The sequence below is a fragment of the Candidatus Accumulibacter aalborgensis genome, from assembly GCF_900089955.1.
Taxonomy (GTDB): domain Bacteria; phylum Pseudomonadota; class Gammaproteobacteria; order Burkholderiales; family Rhodocyclaceae; genus Accumulibacter; species Accumulibacter aalborgensis.
In genome coordinates this window covers 1-18,691 of record NZ_FLQX01000020.1, presented here as the reverse complement: position 1 = coordinate 18,691, position 18,691 = coordinate 1, and the positions used below count along the sequence as shown (strand labels likewise).

At 64.6% G+C, this 18,691-nt stretch carries 16 protein-coding genes and 1 pseudogene; 7 read left to right on the top strand and 10 right to left on the bottom strand.

From position 1 onward, the window contains the following. The 3 genes and pseudogenes from ACCAA_RS02565 to ACCAA_RS02555 all read right to left on the bottom strand — a co-directional run. Positions 1-189 (bottom strand): annotated as a pseudogene (locus ACCAA_RS02565) (ISKra4 family transposase); the annotation flags it as partial. Positions 190-455: 266 nt separating this feature from the next. Next, entirely contained in the window at positions 456-749 is a 294-nt protein-coding gene (locus ACCAA_RS02560) for a type II toxin-antitoxin system RelE/ParE family toxin (protein WP_186405688.1), read from the bottom strand. Next, on the bottom strand, positions 749-1,021 hold the full coding sequence (locus ACCAA_RS02555) for a type II toxin-antitoxin system ParD family antitoxin (protein ID WP_186405687.1): 273 nt from the start codon (positions 1,019-1,021) through the stop codon (positions 749-751). The genes ACCAA_RS02560 and ACCAA_RS02555 overlap by 1 nt, the downstream gene beginning before the upstream one ends. A 363-nt stretch (positions 1,022-1,384) precedes the next feature. Here ACCAA_RS02555 and ACCAA_RS02550 point away from each other — a divergent pair, with 363 nt between their 5' ends. The 6 genes from ACCAA_RS02550 to ACCAA_RS02525 all read left to right on the top strand — a co-directional run bounded on the left by ACCAA_RS02550 (position 1,385) and on the right by ACCAA_RS02525 (position 5,245). After that, a complete protein-coding gene (locus tag ACCAA_RS02550; RefSeq protein ID WP_186405686.1) occupies positions 1,385-2,062 on the top strand; it encodes a dual OB domain-containing protein in 678 nt (225 codons plus the stop codon). Continuing rightward, a complete protein-coding gene (locus ACCAA_RS02545) occupies positions 2,059-2,661 on the top strand; it encodes a DUF488 domain-containing protein (RefSeq protein ID WP_186405685.1) in 603 nt (200 codons plus the stop codon). The genes ACCAA_RS02550 and ACCAA_RS02545 overlap by 4 nt, the downstream gene beginning before the upstream one ends. Then, positions 2,658-3,095 (top strand): DUF488 domain-containing protein, encoded by a 438-nt coding sequence (locus ACCAA_RS02540; RefSeq protein ID WP_186405684.1) that lies wholly within the window; start codon positions 2,658-2,660, stop codon positions 3,093-3,095. The genes ACCAA_RS02545 and ACCAA_RS02540 overlap by 4 nt, the downstream gene beginning before the upstream one ends. 63 nt (positions 3,096-3,158) lie before the next feature. Beyond that, entirely contained in the window at positions 3,159-4,169 is a 1,011-nt protein-coding gene (locus tag ACCAA_RS02535; protein WP_186405683.1) for a hypothetical protein, read from the top strand. Continuing rightward, positions 4,166-4,774, top strand: coding sequence for a hypothetical protein (locus tag ACCAA_RS02530; protein ID WP_186405682.1), 609 nt, complete (start codon positions 4,166-4,168; stop codon positions 4,772-4,774). Before ACCAA_RS02535 ends, ACCAA_RS02530 begins: the two co-directional genes overlap by 4 nt. A gap of 36 nt (positions 4,775-4,810) precedes the next feature. Continuing rightward, positions 4,811-5,245, top strand: a complete 435-nt coding sequence (locus ACCAA_RS02525; protein WP_186405681.1) for a hypothetical protein — start codon at positions 4,811-4,813, stop codon at positions 5,243-5,245. A 94-nt stretch (positions 5,246-5,339) separates the two neighbouring features. On the opposite strand, the gene ACCAA_RS02520 is transcribed toward ACCAA_RS02525, so the two are convergent. The 3 genes from ACCAA_RS02520 to ACCAA_RS02510 form a co-directional block, all read right to left on the bottom strand. Next, entirely contained in the window at positions 5,340-7,019 is a 1,680-nt protein-coding gene (locus ACCAA_RS02520) for a hypothetical protein (protein WP_186405680.1), read from the bottom strand. Further along, positions 7,016-7,771 carry a hypothetical protein gene (locus ACCAA_RS02515; RefSeq protein WP_186405679.1) on the bottom strand — a complete coding sequence of 252 codons (756 nt, stop codon included), beginning with the start codon at positions 7,769-7,771 and terminating at the stop codon, positions 7,016-7,018. The genes ACCAA_RS02520 and ACCAA_RS02515 overlap by 4 nt, the downstream gene beginning before the upstream one ends. A 393-nt stretch (positions 7,772-8,164) precedes the next feature. Beyond that, the gene (locus tag ACCAA_RS02510) at positions 8,165-8,719 is read right to left on the bottom strand and encodes a hypothetical protein (protein ID WP_186405678.1); all 555 of its coding nucleotides are present in this window, start codon (positions 8,717-8,719) and stop codon (positions 8,165-8,167) included. A gap of 433 nt (positions 8,720-9,152) precedes the next feature. Here ACCAA_RS02510 and ACCAA_RS02505 point away from each other — a divergent pair, with 433 nt between their 5' ends. Further along, complete coding sequence (locus tag ACCAA_RS02505; RefSeq protein ID WP_245754402.1) at positions 9,153-11,474, top strand: LysM peptidoglycan-binding domain-containing protein; 2,322 nt, start codon at positions 9,153-9,155, stop codon at positions 11,472-11,474. Between the two features lie 68 nt (positions 11,475-11,542). On the opposite strand, the gene ACCAA_RS02500 is transcribed toward ACCAA_RS02505, so the two are convergent. The 4 genes from ACCAA_RS02500 to ACCAA_RS02485 are packed head-to-tail and all read right to left on the bottom strand — an operon-like array spanning position 11,543 to position 18,280. Continuing rightward, a complete protein-coding gene (locus ACCAA_RS02500; protein ID WP_186405676.1) occupies positions 11,543-13,672 on the bottom strand; it encodes a dipeptide ABC transporter ATP-binding protein in 2,130 nt (709 codons plus the stop codon). Further along, the gene (locus tag ACCAA_RS02495) at positions 13,669-15,135 is read right to left on the bottom strand and encodes an ABC transporter permease (protein ID WP_186405675.1); all 1,467 of its coding nucleotides are present in this window, start codon (positions 15,133-15,135) and stop codon (positions 13,669-13,671) included. The genes ACCAA_RS02500 and ACCAA_RS02495 overlap by 4 nt, the downstream gene beginning before the upstream one ends. Next, the gene (locus ACCAA_RS02490; protein ID WP_186405674.1) at positions 15,135-16,112 is read right to left on the bottom strand and encodes an ABC transporter permease; all 978 of its coding nucleotides are present in this window, start codon (positions 16,110-16,112) and stop codon (positions 15,135-15,137) included. Before ACCAA_RS02490 ends, ACCAA_RS02495 begins: the two co-directional genes overlap by 1 nt. Then, positions 16,112-18,280, bottom strand: a complete 2,169-nt coding sequence (locus ACCAA_RS02485) for an ABC transporter substrate-binding protein (RefSeq protein ID WP_186405673.1) — start codon at positions 18,278-18,280, stop codon at positions 16,112-16,114. The genes ACCAA_RS02490 and ACCAA_RS02485 overlap by 1 nt, the downstream gene beginning before the upstream one ends. Between the last annotated feature and the right edge of the window lie 411 nt (positions 18,281-18,691).

Sequence of the window (18,691 nt, the reverse complement as noted above, 5' to 3'; positions counted from 1 at the left end):
TCGTTGATCCAGGTACCCCTGCATCAGGCGCCGCAACAACTCATTCCCCTCGCGCGCGATCAGTGATTCGATCTCCTCATGTTCCAGGACTCGTGCCGACTCCGACCTCAGCTCGCTCAGCAGCTTTGCAAACTGCTCGCACGCGAAGGCAAACTCGTCAAAATACGTCTCGTTTGTGTATGCTTCCATATGAAGGGGTCTCCTGTGGCGGTACGTAATCGCTTCGTCACCTGTTACATACCACCCGAGAGGCTTCTTCGCCAAGCCCATCATGCCCACACACTTTGATCTGCCTACGATCTTTCATGGCCAAAAAGATCCACACCCTAATAATATGCGCCAGGTCCGTCACCCCTGCCCGTTGATAGGGCTTTGTGTCTGGAGTCACCCGACCTTTTGCGCTCAAGACCCGGTTGATTCGCCAGTAGACGCCTTCCCTCCCTTTTTCCGTGTCATCAAAACGCGACACGCTGAACGTCCCGCGCATGATGCAGGACGCGCAGCACGGTAATGCCCTCACCATCAGCGAGGTAGAACAGGAGGTAGGGTGTCGAGCTGGGCCAACTACGCACACCTTCGGCAAGCTCGGGACGGGAGCGCCCCATCAGCGGTTGCCGAGACAGCGTATTGGCCTCATGCGCCAGGGTGTCCAGCACGCGGTCGGCAGCCAGTGGATTTTGCTCGGCCATGAACAACCAGGCTTCGAGCAGGTCGGTCTGCGCGCTCCGGGTGTAGAACACGCGCGCCATCAGGCAGACGTATCGGTTTGCAAGACGACTCGGCCTTGCGCCTTGATCGCAGCCATATCAACAGGCCCGACACGCCCGGCCTGAACATCTGCCAAGCCTTTGGCCAGATCGGACTGGAGCTGCGCCAGGTTTGCCGCCTGAAGCGATTGGTACGCCTCAAACAGGCGCAACGCTTCACGAATGACTTCACTCGCGGATCCGTACAGACCGGAGGCGACATGTTGGCGCACCCGATTTTCCAGTTCGATCGGCAGAGAGACGTTTAGCGACATGATGACCTCCTTCAATGGCAGACTTTGTCATTGTAGGCTGCGCTTGCTGCAAAGTCACGTTGCTTGCCTGTCCTCCCGTCCAGGACTGCGCGGATCTGCGCGCCACGGGGGGCACGCCAATGGATGAAGCGGTGGAACTGGCCATCGAGCGGCTCGCTCGCTGCATGGCCGAGTACCCAGAAGGCCGGTGAGTTTTGCCAGCGCAGGTCGCAGAGCATGGAGCGGGTGAGTCATCCACGCCAGGCACGGGTAAAAAAGCGGGGCCTTTCCCGGTTTCTGAGCCGCAGTACAAGCTATTTTTTTAAAAAATTGCCGAGTGGGTCCCGTTGTCCGGTCATCAGGACGATATCAGGGACGGCGGCGATGCAAAGAATGGTGGTGCTGGCCAATTCGCGGAAGTGTGGTGGTTATTGCCTGGCCGGCAAGTCGCTGGACCTCGCGGGACACGTCGGGATCTGGGTGCGGCCGGTGAACGGTTCTGCGGCCGACGGCCTGCCGCGGCAGCGCACGCTGTGCAGCGACGGGCGGCAGGCCGCGGTCCTGGATGTGGTGAGCCTGGAGTGGGGACAGCCGGCGCCGAGCCTTCATCAACGCGAGAACCGCCTGATGGGCGCGGCGACGCTTGAGCGCTGTGGGCGAGTGAACTGGGATGACCTTCCGCTGCTGGCCGATCAGGCCTCGTCGGGGCTGTGGCTCGACGGATACTCGAGCCACTGCGGTTTGAACGACCGCGTGCCGGCGCGTCAGCTCGCCGATCTGCCGGGCTCGCTGCGTCTGGTCGCGGTGAGCGAACTGGCGCTGTACGGGAAGCCGGGCCATCAAGGCCGGATGAAGCATCGCGCCGACTTTCGTATCGGCCAGCGGCGCTACAATCTGGCCCTGACAGACACGGTGGCGACCTTGTGGCTGACGGCCGGGCAGCGGCTGGAACTGGCCGACGCCTACCTGTGCATCAGCCTGGCGGCCCCGTTTCGCGACGGCTTCGCTTACAAGCTGGCGACGGCAGTGATCATCAGGGAGCACGCGAGGAGCACGGGATGACAGCCATTCAGACCATCGGACATTCGAATCACGACATCGACGCCTTCATCGGCTTGCTGCGGCTTCAGGGCGTGACGGCGATCGCCGATGTGCGCTCACATCCCGTCAGCCGCCGCTTCCCGCAGTTCGACAAGAAGGTATTGCAGGCGAGCCTGGCGGCGGCAGGGATTCGCTACGTGTTTCTCGGCGAGGGACTAGGCGCGCGACCGCGCGATCCCGGTTGCTACGTCACGGGCCGCGCCGATTTTGACCGCATCCGCGCCTCCGCTGCCTTTGCCGAGGCGCTGGCGCGCCTTCGCCGCGGCGCCGAGGACTACCGCATTTGCCTGCTGTGCGCCGAGCGCGATCCGGCCGACTGCCACCGCACCTGGCTGGTGGCGCAGGCGCTGCATGAGGCGGGGGCCATGGTCAGGCACATCCTCGCCGATGGCAGCGCCGAGCCGCACGATGCGCTGCTGCGCCGTGTCGCCGGCGCCGACTCCGCAACGGGCAGCCTGTTTGACGATGAGGCCGAATTGTTGATGGCCGCTGCCCGCCACGAAGCGCAGCGCGTGGCGTATTGCCCGGACACGCAACACAGCGAGGACGGTGGCGAATGAAGATTTACACGATCGGGTTTACCCGGAAGACCGCCGAGCAGTTCTTCGGCCTGCTCGACCGCCCGGACCTCAGGCGCGTACTTGATATCCGCCTGAACAACACCTCGCAGCTTGCCGGCTTCACCCGGAGTGGTGACTTGCGCTTCTTTCTCCGTCGCCTCATCGGCAAGGATTACGCGCACCTCCCCCAACTGGCCCCGACGGCTGATATGCTCAAAAAGTATCGCGACGGCAGGGGCGATTGGGCCGCCTACGAGGACGATTTTCTGGCGCTGATGAAAGAGCGTCGCGTCGAGGAAACGGTTTCGACCGAGCTTCTCGACGGCGGGTGTCTGCTCTGTAGCGAAGCGACGCCGGAGCATTGTCACCGGCGCCTGGTGGCGGAGTATCTGGCCGAGCGGCGGCAGGACGTGATGATCGAGCATCTGGTGTGAGTGCTGCCGCCCGGACTCGGCAATAGTCCGTAGAATCCCTTCCTTTCCTGAATGCCTCCCGCCATGACGCCTCCCAATCGTGAGCCAAGCAATTCCGGCCCTGCTTCGACGGTCAATCTCTGGCTCGCGATCGGCGACGAGACCGGGGAATTCAAGGACCCGCAGTCTTCGGGCTTCCATGGCGTCGGGTTGATTCTCGCGCGTCCGGCCACTCTTGTCGCGGCGCTGAACGAGAAACTCGATGGGCGGACAATTCGCAGCCGTATGGACTCGCCGGTTGTCGGGCTGGAAAACTGGCTGCGACAGGCTCCCGGGAAGGCCGACGAACTCGGTCGGCACCATGTGCGCGAGGCATGGCTTTTTCTTCGCGATGAACGGAAGCTCAAGGGTGAGTATCCTCTGGAGGCTACCCACAGGGAGCCTGTGATGGCCAACCTGCTGGCCGCGTTTCGCTGGCTGGCAGGGCATCCGGGAATCCTGTCTCTCGGCATTCATGGTAGTGGCAAGGAGGTGATGGGCGATTTCGCTACGGGCAGCGATCGGATGGCGGTCCTAGGGACGCTCTACGGCAGGATTCTTGCGCTGGTGAGACCGTTTCTCGGCGCATCGCCGCGAATTCGCATGCTCCCCGGTCGCCGCTCAGAAGAAATCGACGACGCATCCATTCGGCGTGCCGGACAGCATGTCCCCGCGCTTTCCGCAGGTACTACTCGGCAGACGACCAGCAAGACCGGCGGCAATCGCACGTTGCTGGACGCGATGGAGAGACAATTCTGGGAAACCCTCACCAGCATGGGCGATCAGTGGCCGGTACCCGTCATTCCCTCTGCGCGCCAAGTCGCCTTTGCCGGCTACATGGACAGGGAGGCACTTGCCACGGCGCTGGAGAGAGAACACCAGCAGGGCGCCAGCCTGGTTCGCGGGGAAGAGAGCCGGTTGTACAATCTGGCCGACCTGGCCTGCAGCTTGATGGCTGCGAGCTGCGATTCTGCGCGGCGAGATCTGCGTATCCGCTTTCCCGACCCGGTCGGTGCCAATGTCCGGTTCTTTTCGGTGAGCGAGGTGATGGCATGAGCCGCTGGCGCTTTCCGCTGCACCTCGACAGTGGCCTGGCCCTCTTCGCCGGGCAAGCGGTGCCTCTTTCGTGGTCTGCCGGCGGCCCCCGCGTGCAGATCAACGTGGCGTCGAATGCGGGCGTCAATCCGCCGGATGAGGGAGTTTTCAGCGCCTTGTTGCTGGCGCTGCAGGGGCAAGCGTTCGCCGTTACGGGCAAGGGCGGCGAGGTTGCGGCGGTGCCGGCGCCATGGCGGGTCTGGGTCAAGTCCACAGCGCTGCCGTCGTCCTTGGACCTGCTCGCGGCCGAACTGGCTCTGGAGCTGTGGTTGTTGCCGTCGCGGGAGATCAATGATCTCGATGCGGCCATGGAAGCGTTGGAAGCGCGTCGAGCAACCCTGCACGAAGATGTCCGCGAGGCCCTGGCCTATTGGCTGCTCGGCTCGACGCATCCACTCGGTGGGCGCCCGGATTTGCAGAAGTCGTGGCGCAGCGATACCGACGAGGTGCTGGTCTTGCGTTCGCCTGATTGGACGAGCCGGCGCCGCCCGCCCGAACCCTTGCTGGCCGCCGCCCAGCGACTGCTCGAGGACTCCCGGCTCAATGCCTATGCCCTGATGGGCTAGGCAGCGCTTGCACTACAGCGTAAGGATCATGCCGCCGTGATTGCCTGCCTCGATCGACTTGAGGGAACCGATGAGTCGTCGATCAATCGCGACGCCCTGCCACGCGCCGTGGTCAAGCTTGCCGCCGTCGTCGCCGGCGCCCCGCGGGAGAAAGGCTTGGCCGCGATCGCCGCGCTGCTCGATGATAACTACATGGCCGAGACGCTGGTGCTGCTGCCTCTGGTCTATCGCCACGTCGGCATGGCGAGCAAGGCGCTCAACCGAATCGCCGCCACCTTGGAGCAATGGGACAAGGCTCTGGTCGCCGTGCCGGAGTGGGTGGGCGAGCCCGTGGATAGCGACCCAACACCGCAGACTTTGCTCGCGGCGATTGCCGAAGTGAGAAAACGTGACAGTTGGCAAGCGCTGGCCCCCTGGCGCTCACGGATCTTTCCGGCGAGTCTCATCGCCATGGATAAACCAACTGCCTGATCCACGCTTGCGCACTGCCGGCGATGCCGGGAGGCGTCGTCACAACGGCATGGTGCCGAGACGCGCCGCACTTCGGCGATCCTCGGCGTCGATTTCAGCCCCTGTCCTCGTTGCCGATTTCAGCATAGGCCAGCCAGCTTCCTGCGACGGCCAGATGCGCCGAATCCTGCGTGGCCCAGGCATGGGCGGCGAGTGCCCGGAGCAAATAGGCGACGGTTTCGTTGCCCTGACCCAGGTCCTGAGCGGTCGATCCGGCAAGTCGTTGCGCGACTTCGTCCGCAAAGGCCGCGGCCTGCTCCGCGGGCACCTGGCCGGCGACGTATCCCCAGGTCGCCAGATAGAGCTGCCACGCCAATTCGCGTCCGTCGTCGGTTCTCGCCTGCCGGCGTTTCGCCGTCATGTGGTCGAGCGCGAGATGCAGCCTGCCCCGGCGGGCTTCCATTCGTGCCCTCCAGTCGAGGCGCTTGAAGTCCGCCCAATAGCGGTCTTCCGGGTCATCCCAGAGGCAGTCCTCATGGCGCGCGATGATGGCCGCGGCGCTTTCGGGGAGATTCAGGTCGATGAAGAGATTGGCGAGCGCACCCAGATAATCGGCCCTCTCGCTGACCGTCAGATCGGGAATCTTGAGCCCGAGTGACAGGTACCTGGCCATCTGCGCGTAGTTGCCGACGCGGCGTGCAGCCGAGATCAGGCCACGGATCGCCTCCGGCGATTTCGCATCGCCGCGCTGTGTGGAGAGATCCCGCATCGTCGGATGGTCGTGCTTTTCCGCCAGCCAGAGCAGCGGCGGCAACATCCACTTGCGGGTCAGTGGCCAGGCTTGCCGGGAGGTCGCGTGCTGGTAGGCGGCGAGAAATTCTTCGCGCGTGGTTTCGTCGTCGAGCGGTGGGCGGCGCCGGTTGCCGTGTTCGTTATCCCACGTCATCCGGTTCCACGGGGCGCACGGTGTCGGGTCGAGGTCGCAGCCACCCCAGATCGTCAGCGCAAGCGGACTGCCGGCGCCCTTGAAAGCGGCTTCTGCTCGCGCCAGCCACGATCGGTTCTCGTCAGGGAGATGCGCTGGTGCAAACAGACCCTCGACCACACGCGCCATTTCCGGCGCCGAGAGGTCTCCCGTGGCGGAGATGACGGTACGGCATCCCTGCCCGAGCAGGTCTTGCGCCAGGTCGTCCATCGCGCCGTCAACATTGCAGGCCAGCAGCCAGATGCGCGTTGGCATCGGGTGGGCGACGGGCAGGGCAAAGGAATTTCCTGCGGCATCGACCAGACCGTGCGATCGGCCATGCGCCATGATGATGAGGTCGCCGGTAGCGGCCATGTCGCGCTTGAGAAAAGAGGCGCGGGCAGTCCTGAGCCTTCCCGAAAGGATCAGCGGCTGGAAGCGATCGAGGAAGGAAAACTCTGCGGCCGGAAATAGATCGAGAAAGCGGGCGGGCTTGCCGGTGATCGCTCGTTGGGAATGCCAGGTGGCCTTGCGTATTACGAGAGCCTGCGCTGAAAGGGGTCGCCCCGCCAGATGGAGGGCTTCCCAGCGCAGGCGTTGCCAGGACTGCGGCAGGCTGGGTTCAAGCAGCAGTAGCCAGCGGGCCGCAGGATCGGGCGGGGGTACCGCCCGTGCCAGGTCGGGCAGGAACTCCTCGACGGCTTGCGGGTTCGCCGCAAGATCGGGAAGCGGCATCGTCTGATGGGTGTCGCGATTGAGAAGGTGCACCACCGTGTCCCCTGCGGCGTGGTCGTCGAGCCACAGGGCGACGAACGGTAACGCGTGCATCATGGCCAATCGCTGGCCGACTCCAAGGGTTCGAGAGAGAGTTCGAGCCGTCTCCCGCTTGCCGTGATCAGGAACAGTGCGGTACTGCCCTGATCCCAGGCGACCGTATCGACGCCACCAGGGGCCAGGTCGACTCGCTCTTCGATTTGCGCGCCTCTCCGGACCTCGACCGCAAGCGGCTCGGCTCCGATCGCCGTCACTTCCATCCGGCCATCGCCTGTGGCGGTCAATTCATGGAGCCGCAAGCGGGCCACGCCGGGCCAGGAAAGATCGGGAAGGTCCGAGGCGTTTTCACCGCTCATGGCCACGGCCACGCGCGGCTCGGGAAGAAGGATCTCCGCAGCCCGGCCGGCGGCAGCAATCAGGCGATTGAGCAAGGTTCCTTTCCGACCGGCAGGGATTTCCGCCAGCGCGCGCAAGGCTAGGCGAGCCGATTCACGAACGGCTTCGGCGGCGGCGAAGTAGAGTTGCTGGTAGCGGTGCCTGGTGTCGTCCTGATCGCCCAATGCGCTACCCGTGGTCACCCGCAAGCCTGCGGACGTGAGGCGCGATGCCACTCGCCCCGACCACACGACGCTCTCAGACGGTGGTTCCCCTACGGCGAAATCGGCCGCCAGCGAAAGCAGCGATTGCAGACGGCCGGGTGACAAGCTGCCGACGACGCGTGCTGCTATCGGGAGATAAAGCCGCACGGGATTCCACACCTGGACCATGGCCGCTTCCGGGTCGAAGGGGAGATCCTGCTCCTGCAGCACGAAATCCCACCAGCCGGCATAGTCGGTTTCCGCCGAGACGAGCCAGTCGTGCCAGACGGCCGGCGCATCAGCCGGCGTATCGAGCAGGATGTGCAGGGGACTCTCATGACCGTGTCGAGTTGCGCCTGCTGTGGCATCACGATCTTATCGACCGAGACGATCTGGCCTGGTGCTGGAAGGGATAGAGCGGCGAGCGAGTTCGCCGCCACGCGACGAGCGATCAAGTCGCGAATCGGGTAGGGAACGACGGGAGGTGGCTGAAAGTCTGCGGCGGACGGCGTGCTTCGATCATCCTGGATATCGGTCTGGTACGCGCTCCATTCCGGCGAGCGGCGTACGGCCTCCGCGATGCCCGGTGACATCTCCCCGCGGTCGCTGGCTTCGATGAGGCCTTCAGAAATGCCAAACAGGCGCTGCTCGATCTGCTCGATCTGCTCGATAGGAGGAGAGAGCGGAAAGTGCTTCTTCAATAGGCACCCATTCCTCGCTGGCCACGAGCCAGGCGCTGGCCGAAGCGGCCACTGCACTGGGCAGGAGGCCGGCTTCGGCCAATTCCGTGAAGGGGTCCCGATCACTGTCGACGACGGCAGAGGACTCGCCGAGCGGCGGTGGCGACTCGTTTTCCGGATCATGTTGATCGGCGACTTCGCGGCTTTCTCTCGCTTGCTTGCTGCGCAGCAGGTCACGCAAATAACGCTGATAGTAGAGCCGCAATGCGCCGACGTGATCGCAGCGGGCCAGGGAGTCGAGGCGAAATACCTTGTCCTGAAAAAACTCCAGCACGTAGACGTCACGGTCTTCGGGTAGTCCCGCCAGTTCGCGCGGCCTGTAGTTCATCAGAACGGTCATCGCGATCTCGTACAGTCGCGTCCAGCCGGCTTCATCAAGATCGCGCCGGCGGATCCAGAGAGGGCGCAGTTCGCCATCGAGTGCGTGGGTTTCGCTCATGGTTCAGAAGCGCGCAGGAGCCACGTCAGAAGCTCGATGCGTGCCGGCAGCGATATGGTGCCAATCTTGCCTTTGAGATCTGGCAAAGCTTCTGCCGGGCTAGCGACAAACATTCTTCCCCCCTGTGCCTCGCATCATTCAAGCTGCCGTCATTCTAGCCGGAAGATTTCGCTCTGTTTGGCAATTCGCGGACCAAAAATTGATTGGGGCCGTGGTCACGATCGAGGCAGACTCTGGCTCTGTTCGGTAAATGGCCCTGCGGAGAACTGCCTGGGAGGCCATGACTTAACCATACCTGCACAATTGCTGCCCACCAGGGTCGCCTCCTTGCTCTATAATCGTCGGCTTGCAGTCTGAACCATTCGACCAGGCGATCCTGCGCTCCATCGGGATGAACTGGCGCTCGCCCGACCACGAGAACAGGACACTACGGATGACGCCACGAATCGCGTTCGCAATTGCTTTTTCTCTTGCCTGCGGTGCCGCTTGCGCTGACGAAGCGACCAGCGAGACCTTTACCTCGACCCTGCAGCCCATTCCCAACCGCGCTTTCCCGCAGGCCGGGATGACCGAGTCGGCTTTGCAGATCGGCACCGATGGGGCATTGCCGGTGATCGAGCTGATCGCGCCGACGGCGCTGCCCGAGACGATCGATCTCACCGCCGAACCCGAGGAACTCTACCAGCGCATGCGTCAGGGCTTCTCGATGCCCAACATCAACAACGCGCTGGTTCTCCATCACCAGCAATGGTATCTGAATCACCCGGACTCGCTGCGCCGCATGGTCGAGCGCAGCAGCCGCTACCTGCACCACATCGTCGGGGAAATCGACAAGCGCGGCATGCCCATGGAGCTTGCCCTGCTGCCGATGGTCGAGAGCGCCTACAACCCGACGGCCTACTCGCGCAGTCATGCGGCCGGCCTATGGCAGTTCGTTCCGGCGACTGGCAAGCAGTACAAGCTCGAGCAGAACTGGTGGGCCGATGGGCGGCGCGACATCGTCGCTTCGACGGCGGCGGCACTCGAGTACCTGCAGTACATCTATGAGCTGCACGGCGACTGGCATCTGGCCCTCGCCTCCTACAACTGGGGCGAAGGGGCTGTCGGCAAGGCCATGGCCAGGAACGCGGCGCAGGGTCTGCCGACCGATTACCTGAGCCTGAAGATGCCCGAGGAAACGCGGCAGTACGTACCGAAACTGCAGGCGCTGAAAAATATCTTCAGCAATCCGAACATTCTCGCCGAACTCAATATCCGCGGAGTCCCCAACCGACCGTATTTTGCCACGGTCACCAACACCGCCAACATTGACGTCAAGCTGGCCGCCGAGCTCGCCGGAATGCCGGTCAAGGAATTCGTCGCGCTGAACCCGGCGCACAATCGTCCGGTGATCAAGTCCGAGACCCCGATGGTGATCCCGGCCGACAAGGTCGACACCTTCATCAGCAACCTCGAAGCGCACGAGGAAAGCGACAAGCCGCTCTCTTCCTGGCAAGCCTATACCTTGCGCCCCGGCGACAAGCTCGAACAGATCGCACCGCGCTTCGGCATGACCGTGGCCAACCTCAGGGCGGTCAATGGCATCAACGGCCGGATCAAGGTCTCGCCGGGACTGACGCTGCTGGTCGCTGGGCAAGAGGGAACGGAAGCAGCCGATGTCGCTGCGTCGCCGGATCAACAACTCCTGCCTGAACAGGCGCGCCTGGGCGAACAAGTTCGCCCGGCCGAACAGATCCGCCCGGTCGAGCCACCCCGTCTGCCGCAGGTCGAGCCGACACCGGTCGCTCCGACTCGCACGCACACCGTCGCGAGGGGCGAAACGCTACTCAAGGTCGCGCAACACTACGGGATGACCGTGGCCGAGCTCAAGCAGCTCAACAAGTTGCATGCCAACCAGGTCAACGCCGGCACCCGGCTGGCGGTGGCGGCGCCTGAGCCGGTCAGCAAACCCGTCGCGTCACGCATTGCCGTCGCTGAACCGGAAAGCAAAGCCACTGCGCCACGGACCGAGCCAACGGCCGTTGCCACCAGCCGCACGCACACCGTCGTCAAAGGCGAAACGCTGGCCAAGGTCGCGCAACACTACGGGATGACCGTGGCCGAGCTGAAGCAGCTCAACAAGTTGCACGCCAACCAGGTGAACGCCGGAACTCGCTTGGCGGTGGTAGCGCCTGAGCCATCCAGCAAGCCGGTAGCCGCCGCGCAACGCAGCACGCTGGCGGAACTTGACAGCAGCAAACCAGCTTCGTCAAGAAGCGACCCGGCGTCTCTCGCCGCGCCGCACACGCATACCGTGCAGAAGGGTGAAACGCTGGCCCAGGTGGCCAACCGTTATGGGCTGAGCGTCGCCGAGCTGAAACAGATCAACAAACTGCACGCCGACCGCGTAACGGCGGGAACGAAGCTCGCGCTCGCCGGCGGGTCCGAAGCGGCTGGCAAGGCGGCGCCGGCCAGGTCGCGGAGCGACGTCGCCGAGATCGAGTCCAGGTCGGCCGTCGCCGACCGCAAACTGGCCAGGGCCGACGCGAAGCTCGGCAAGAGAGCCGACGCAGCGCCGATCGAGCCGGCCAGACAGAGTGCCAGGAAACCGGCCAAGCTCGCGCAATACACCATCCGTCGTGGCGACACGCTGGTGTCCATCGCCAAGCAGTTCAAGGTGGAGAAGGATGACCTGCTGCGCTGGAACCGCATCCAGGCCAACGACATCAAGGCGGGACAGACGCTGACCATCCAGCTCGTACAGAACACTCTGTAGAGGTAGAGCGGCGTAGGTTGGGTTAGCCCGCAGGGCGTAAGCCAACATCGTGTGGCTGAGATGTCGGCTTACTCTACGCTCACCCCGACCTGCGAATTCACCTGATCGGGCGCGTACAAATGGCAGTTCACCGTATGCGTCGTCGTCAGCGTGCTCGTTTCGGGGTAGCGCTCGCGGCAGACCGCGGTGGCTTGCCGGCAACGCGGGTTGAAATGGCAGCCCGCAGGCGGGTTGGCCGGCGAAGGGATTTCACCGGGCAGGCGGATATACTCGGGCTGCGATCGTGGGTGCATCGCGAGGCGCGGGCTGGGCACCGCCGACAACAGCGCCCGCGTGTAGGGATGGCTGGGCGAGCGCAACACCTCATCGACCGTCCCCCGCTCGACAATGCGGCCCAGATACATCACCGCCACCTCATGCGCCAGATGGTCGACCACGGCGAAGTTGTGCGTGATGAACAGGTAGGCCAGGCCGAGGTCGTCCTGCAGGGTGCCGAGCAGGTTGAGAATCTGCGCCTGCACCGAGACGTCGAGCGCCGAGGTCGGCTCGTCGCAGATCACCAGATCGGGTTGTACGGCCAGCGCACGGGCAATGGCGATCCGCTGCCGTTGACCGCCCGAGAACTCGTGCGGATAGCGGTCCGTCGCCGCCGCATCGAGCCCCACCTGCTGGAGTACGGCGGTGATCGCCGCCGCCCTGCCCTGCTCTGCCTTCCCCACCATTCCCAGCGCGTGCATCCCCTCGCCGATGATCTCGCCGACCGACAGGCGCGGGTTGAGCGACGCGAAGGGATCCTGGAAGATCATCTGCATGCGCCGGCGCAGCGGCCGCAACGCGCTGCGTGACTGGCCGCCGAGTTCTTGCCCCAGCAAGCGCACACTGCCACCGCTGGCCATGATGAGTTGCAGGATCGCCTTGCCGACTGTCGTCTTGCCGCAGCCCGATTCGCCGACCAGCGCCAGCGTCCGGCCACGCGCCAGGGCGAGTGAAACGCCATCAACCGCGCGCACGTAGCCGACGGTACGTTGCAGGATGCCGCGCCGGATCGGGAAGTGAACGCGCAGGTCGTCCACGACGAGCAGCGTCGGTTCGGGCGCGCGCTGCCTAGCGGTGGTTGCGATCGTTGCGCTAAGTTCCGCAGCGCCCGTCGGCACCCCGCCATCGCCGGGACTATGCCCGCCACCTGCCTCGCTGTAGAGATGACAGCGCACGCGATGGCCGACCGCCACCTCGCGCCATTCGGGCGACTGCTGGCGGCAGAGTTGCCAGGCGTGCGCGCAGCGCGCTGCAAAGCGACAGCCGGTCGGCATCTCGGCGAGCGCTGGCACCTGCCCCGGAATCGTCTCCAGTCGGCCACCACGCTGCGCCAGGTCGGGCAAGGCGGCAAACAGCTTCTGCGTATAGGGATGACGCGGTGACGAGAAGAAGTCGTCGCGCGGCGCTTCCTCGACGATCTCGCCGGCGTACATGACGCCGACGCGCGTGGCCATCTGCGCGACGACGCCGAGGTCGTGGGTAATGAGCAGCATGCCCATCGCGCGCTCTGCCTGCAGGCTGCGCAACAATTCGAGAATCTGCGCCTGGATGGTGACGTCGAGCGCCGTCGTTGGTTCGTCGGCAATCAGCAGACGCGGGTTGCCGGCCAGTGCGACGGCGATCATCACCCGCTGCTTCATGCCGCCTGAAAGCTGGAAGGGATACTCGCCGAGGCGGCGTGCGGGATCGGCGATGCCGACCGCGGTCAGCAGTTCGAGCGAGCGCTCGTTGGCCGCTCGGCCGGTCAGCCCGAGGTGACGCTCGAGCACCTCGCCCACCTGGTGGCCGACGGTGAGCACCGGATTCAGGCTGGTCGCCGGCTCCTGAAAGATCATCGCCATGCCGCCGCCGCGAACGGTGCGCATCTCGGCTTCCGGCAACTGGAGCAGATCGCGGCCTTCGAAACGCACTTCGCCGCCGACCATCCGCCCGGCCGCCGGCAGCAGGCGCAGGAGTCCCAAGGCGCTCGCCGACTTGCCGCAACCCGACTCGCCGAGTAGCGCCAGCGTTTCGCCGGCGGCAACCTGAAAACCCACGCCATCGACCGCCAGCAAGAGCGGTTGGGTGTTGGCAGAAGTGCTGGCAAAAGCGCCAGCAAAAGCAATGCGCAGCGCGCGTACATCGAGCAGGACTCCTTCGCTCACCGGCTCCTCCGCGCTCATGCCGACCCCGCCAGACGCGGATCGAAAGCGTCGCGCATCGCGTCGGCGAGCAGGTTCGCCGCCAGTACCAGCGTAAACATGAAAACGAAAGCAGCCGCCAGCGACCACCAGACCATCGGTTCGCGCGCCAGCTCCATGCGCGCATTGTTGATCATCGTACCGAAGCTGATCATCGTCGGATCGACGCCGATGCCGACGTAGGAGAGCACCGCCTCGGCGAGCACCAGGCTGGAAAAGTCCATCACCAGCGCGATGATCACGATGTGCATCAGATTGGGCAGGATGTGGCGCACGATGATGCGCAGGTCGGCGACGCCGAAGGCCTGCGCCGCCTGGATGTACTCGAGTTCGCGCAGCTTCAGCGTCTCGCCGCGCAGCAAGCGGCACAACCCGGTCCAGCTCGTCACCCCGAGGATGAAGCACAGCGCCAACAGGCGCAGGTCGGCGCGCTCGGCGGCGGTTTCGAACCACTGCGGATGGGTGTCGATCACCACCTGCATCATCAGCACGGCGGCAGCGATCAGCAACACGCCGGGGATCGAACTCAAGGTCGTATACAGGTACTGAATCAGGTCGTCGACCCAGCCGCGGAAGTAACCCGCCAACACGCCGAGCAGGATCGACAGCGGCAGCATGACCAGCGTCGTCACCAGACCGATGACCAGCGCCGTGCGCACGCTCTTGACGATCTGATAGAGCACGTCCTGGCCGACCTTGTCGGTCCCGAAAACGTGGTAATCGACCGCCAGTGTCGCCACCGGCAGGAGGACCAGCAGCAGTCCGCCGATGGTCGCCAGCACCGCATTCCAGGCAAACGCACTCTCGTTATGCCAGATTCGCCGCCACGCCTCGCGCTGCGAGCACGCCGCGACCCGCGCCAGCCCGGCAGCGACCGCCGTCGCCACCGTCAGCCAGACCAGCACGCCCACGCCCAGCGCGCGCAGCAGGCGCCAGGCAACATCGGCGTCGCGCTCGCCCTCGTCGGCGCCGAGATGCGCTCCGCCGTGTTTCAGGCGCGGGTAATCGCGCGTTTGCCGGATCTGCCCGTCGGCAGCGCGCAGCTCGATCGCCTCCTTGGCGTAGGCGCGGGTCGCTAGCGGCTCCGAGTAGGTCTTTTCGATCTGCGTGCGCAGGGGTGTCAACAGCCGGTCGAGCAGCGACAGCACTTCGATGGCGTAGGCGGCCGGCTTCTCGCCCTGGCCGGCGTGAGCGGCGCCCTGCGCTTCCCGGTGCCCTTCCCAGTTCTCCAGGCGCGGCCGGTAGTGGATCGAGTCGAGCAGTCCGACCGCAACGAAGACGATCAGCACGGTTGCCGAAGCCATCCCGGCCCGGCTGCGGCCGACGCGCTGCCAGGCAGCGCGCAGCAGCGGATTGTGTACCGACAGCCAGGCGAGGAGAAACGCTGCCAGTACCAGCAGCCAGATCAGCACATCGGACCAGAGAATGACGGGCAGGAAAGTCATCAGTTGAAGCGAATCCGCGGATCGACGAAGGTATAGGAGAGGTCGGTGAGGATCAGTCCGACGATGTAGAGCACCGAGCCGATGAACACCATGGCGCGAACGACGGCAAAGTCCTGCGCGTTGATCGCGTCTATGGTGTAGCTGCCCAGCCCCGGAATGCCGAAGAACGATTCGGTGAGCAAGGACCCCATGAACAGCAGCGGGATGACGACGACGACGCCGGTGAGGATCGGAATCATGGCGTTGCGCAGCACGTGGCGGAAGAGCACGGTTACCTCGGACAGTCCCTTGGCGCGCGCCGTGCGCACGTAGTCACGCGATATTTCCTCGATGAAGATTGTCCGGTACCAGCGCGTCGACGAACCGATACCGGAGATGACGCCGATCGCCAGCGGCAGGATCAGGAAGCGCCAGGCGTCGAGGCCGCCGCCATAACCCGAGATCGGCACCAGCCGCCAGATCTTGCTGACCAGATACTGGCCGCCGATGATATAGAACAGGCCGGAAATCGACATCAGCGCGACACAAAGGACGACGCCCCAGAAATCGAGATAGCTGGCCCGGAAGAAGGTCAGCAGCAGGGCAAACGAGACGGTCACCAGGAGGCCCAGGACGAAGGTCGGCAGCGCGATGGCCAGCGACGGCCCCATGCGGGTGACGATTTCCCTGGCGATGTCGCGACCGTCCTCGGCACGGCCGAAGTCGCCGGCGAACATGCGCGCCGACTTGGTGAAGAAAATGGTGTCGGTGACGACGCCTATGCCGGCGGCCGACTCGTTGATGAACAGCGGCTTGTCGTAGCCGCGCTCGCCCTTCCACCTGGCGATCGCTTCCGGAGTGACGCGCTTGACGCCGAGTTGCATGCGCGCCATGTCATCCGGAGTGTTCACGATGAAGAAGAGCGCGAAAGTGATCAGGTTCACGCCGATCAGGATCGGCAGTGCATAGAGCAGGCGGCGAACGAGGTAGGCGAGCATCAGCGTGCCGTCCCGCGCTCGCGGCGGCGATAGCCGATCGCCGCCGGCAACAGCACGGCGACGAGCAAGAGCGCCGCCGCGGCCAGTGGCCACAGGACCGGCCGATTCCATTCGTGCCGCAGGCGCTGGCGCTGTGCGACGTCGAGGCGCTGGTACTTCAGGATATTGTTGCCCACGTCGGTCGGTTTGCGGTTGTGCAGCCAGACGTGGCCCAAGGTGTAGCTCTTCGGGTGGAAGCCGTAGATCCACGGCGCGTCGTGCTGCAGCAGCGCGATCGACTGGCGCAGGATGGCCAGCCGCTCGGCGCCGCGCGGCCCCTCGCTCTCCATGTTCTTGAGGCGCTCGAACAGGCGGTCGAACTCCGGGTTGGCGTAGTTGGAGGCGTTCTCGCCGCCTTTGGCAACCTTGCCTTCAGGACCGGCGAGCAGGAAAAGGAAATTCTCGGGGTCGGGATAATCCGCATTCCAGCCCAGGTAGTAGAGCTGCACCGCTCCCTTGCGGAGCTTCTCCTGGAAACGATTGAAGTCGGTCGAGCGAACGACGAGCTGGATGTCGAGCTTGGCGAACTGCCGCGTCAGCCAGTCGAGCCGCGACTTGTCGCCCATGCCGCCGCTGGTCGTGTCGAGGTTGAGCACCAGCGGCTCACCGGTTGCCGCGTTGCGGCCGTCCGGCCAGCCGGCTTCGGCCAGCAGTTTCCTGGCCACTGCGAGCGGCTTCCGCCGCGCCTGCCCGTCGACCCAGTCGTAGACCACCGGGTTGATGCCCGCCTCACCCTCTAGATAACCGAAGATTCCCGGCGGCAGCGGACTCATGGCGGCGATGCCGCGCCCGTTCATGAAGATCGAGATGAACTCCTCCTCATCGACGGCAATCGACAGCGCCTGGCGCAGCTTGGTCGGCTGCTCGGCCAAGCCACCGACGACCGGGTCGAGCAGGTTGAAACCCATGTAGAAGATCGAAGCGCGCACGCTGGTCAGCAGGCTGATCCCCTTCTCGCGCATCTCGTCGCTCAACTGCACGTCGCCGCCGACGCCGAGACGAACGGCCTGGTCGAAACTGTCCGAGGAAATCCCGGAAGCATCGTAGTAGCCCTGCAGGAACTTGTTCCAGTACGGAATGCTCTCCTTCTCGCGCGAGTAAACGGCCTGGTCGATGAACGGCAGCGGCTTGCCGCAGTCGGCGAGCAATCCTGCCGCCTCGTCGCCCGGCTCGCCGACGCAGGGGTAAGTCTCGCCGTGGAAGTTCGGGTTGCGGGTCAGCACCATGCGGCTGTTCGGGTTGTTCTGCGTCAGCATGAAGGGGCCGGTGCCGACCGGATACCAGTCGAGCGTCAGGTTCTTGGCGGCCATTCCCGGCTGGCTGTAGAAGCGGTCGACCTCGCGCGGCACCGGCGCAAAGAACGGCATCGCCAGCCAGTACAGGAACTGCGGGTACTTGCCGCGCAATGTAATGCGATAGGTGTAGCGATCGACGCGCGTCACGCCGGGGAGCGGGAAGCGATCGAGATCGAGCCAGGCACCGGCCGGCAGCACCTTGGCCTCCGCCTGCAGGGCAGCGCCGAGCTCACGCAGCCCGACGATGCGCTCGGCCATCATGCTGAAGATCGGCGAATGCAGGCGCGGATGTGCCAGGCGCTTGATCTCGTAGATGTAGTCGTCGGCGACCAGCTCGCGCGTGCCGGTGCGGGGAAAATCGGCGAGCGTCTCGATCGCCTGGGTGCCATCCACGTCGCGATAGACCGGGTGGCCGGCCTCATCGACGGCAAAAGCCGGATGCGGCTGGTAACGGATCCCCGGCCGGATGCGGATGTCGTAGACGCTGCGCGCGATGTCCGCGACCGGCGAATCGGCCGGCAGTTCCCGGCCCTGCGCGTCGTAATAGCGCGGCACCGGGACGGCCTCGGTGGTCCCCGGAATCAGCGTGTACGGCCGCTTCAGGTAGTGATACTGGAGTGGTGGCTCGTAGATCTGCGCGGTGAAGGTGATTTCGTCCTCGCTGTACGACTGCACCGGGTCGAGATGCTTAGGACGGTCGGTGAACGCCGAGTAGAGGATGTTCTTTCCGCGCTCGGCCGCCGGATAGGGATCGTTCTGCTCGCTGCTGCAAGCAGAGAGCAGGAGCAGCAGCGAGAGAAGAACAAGGCGCAGGGCAAGGCGAAGAACGGGCATGGGCCGAAGTGTAGCAAGTGTAGGCCCAGGTGAGCAGTTTTGGCTCCGACGACAACGCCGGGGGGTGCGAACGAAAGCGTGGGCCGTGGCAAGAGACGTGGATCCGTGGCTGTAGGTCGGGTTAGGCGATTCCCAGCAATGCACATACTAGCCACGGGCGCGCTCCCTCCCCTTCAAGGGGAAGGTCGCGCCAGCGACGTTTGCGATTGGACGGGTCGGGGAGGGGATGGGGTTAAAAGGCACAGAAGGGAGCAGTCTCTTTACCCCATCCCCCTCCCAACCTCCCCCTTGAAGGGGGAGGAGTACCTTTGGCAACACTGTCCCTTTTTCGGAATTCGGGGATCTTCTCGGCATTATGGAGCAGCCACCCCAACCCCCCGGGGGCCGTCCGGGCGCCAACGATTTTTTTCG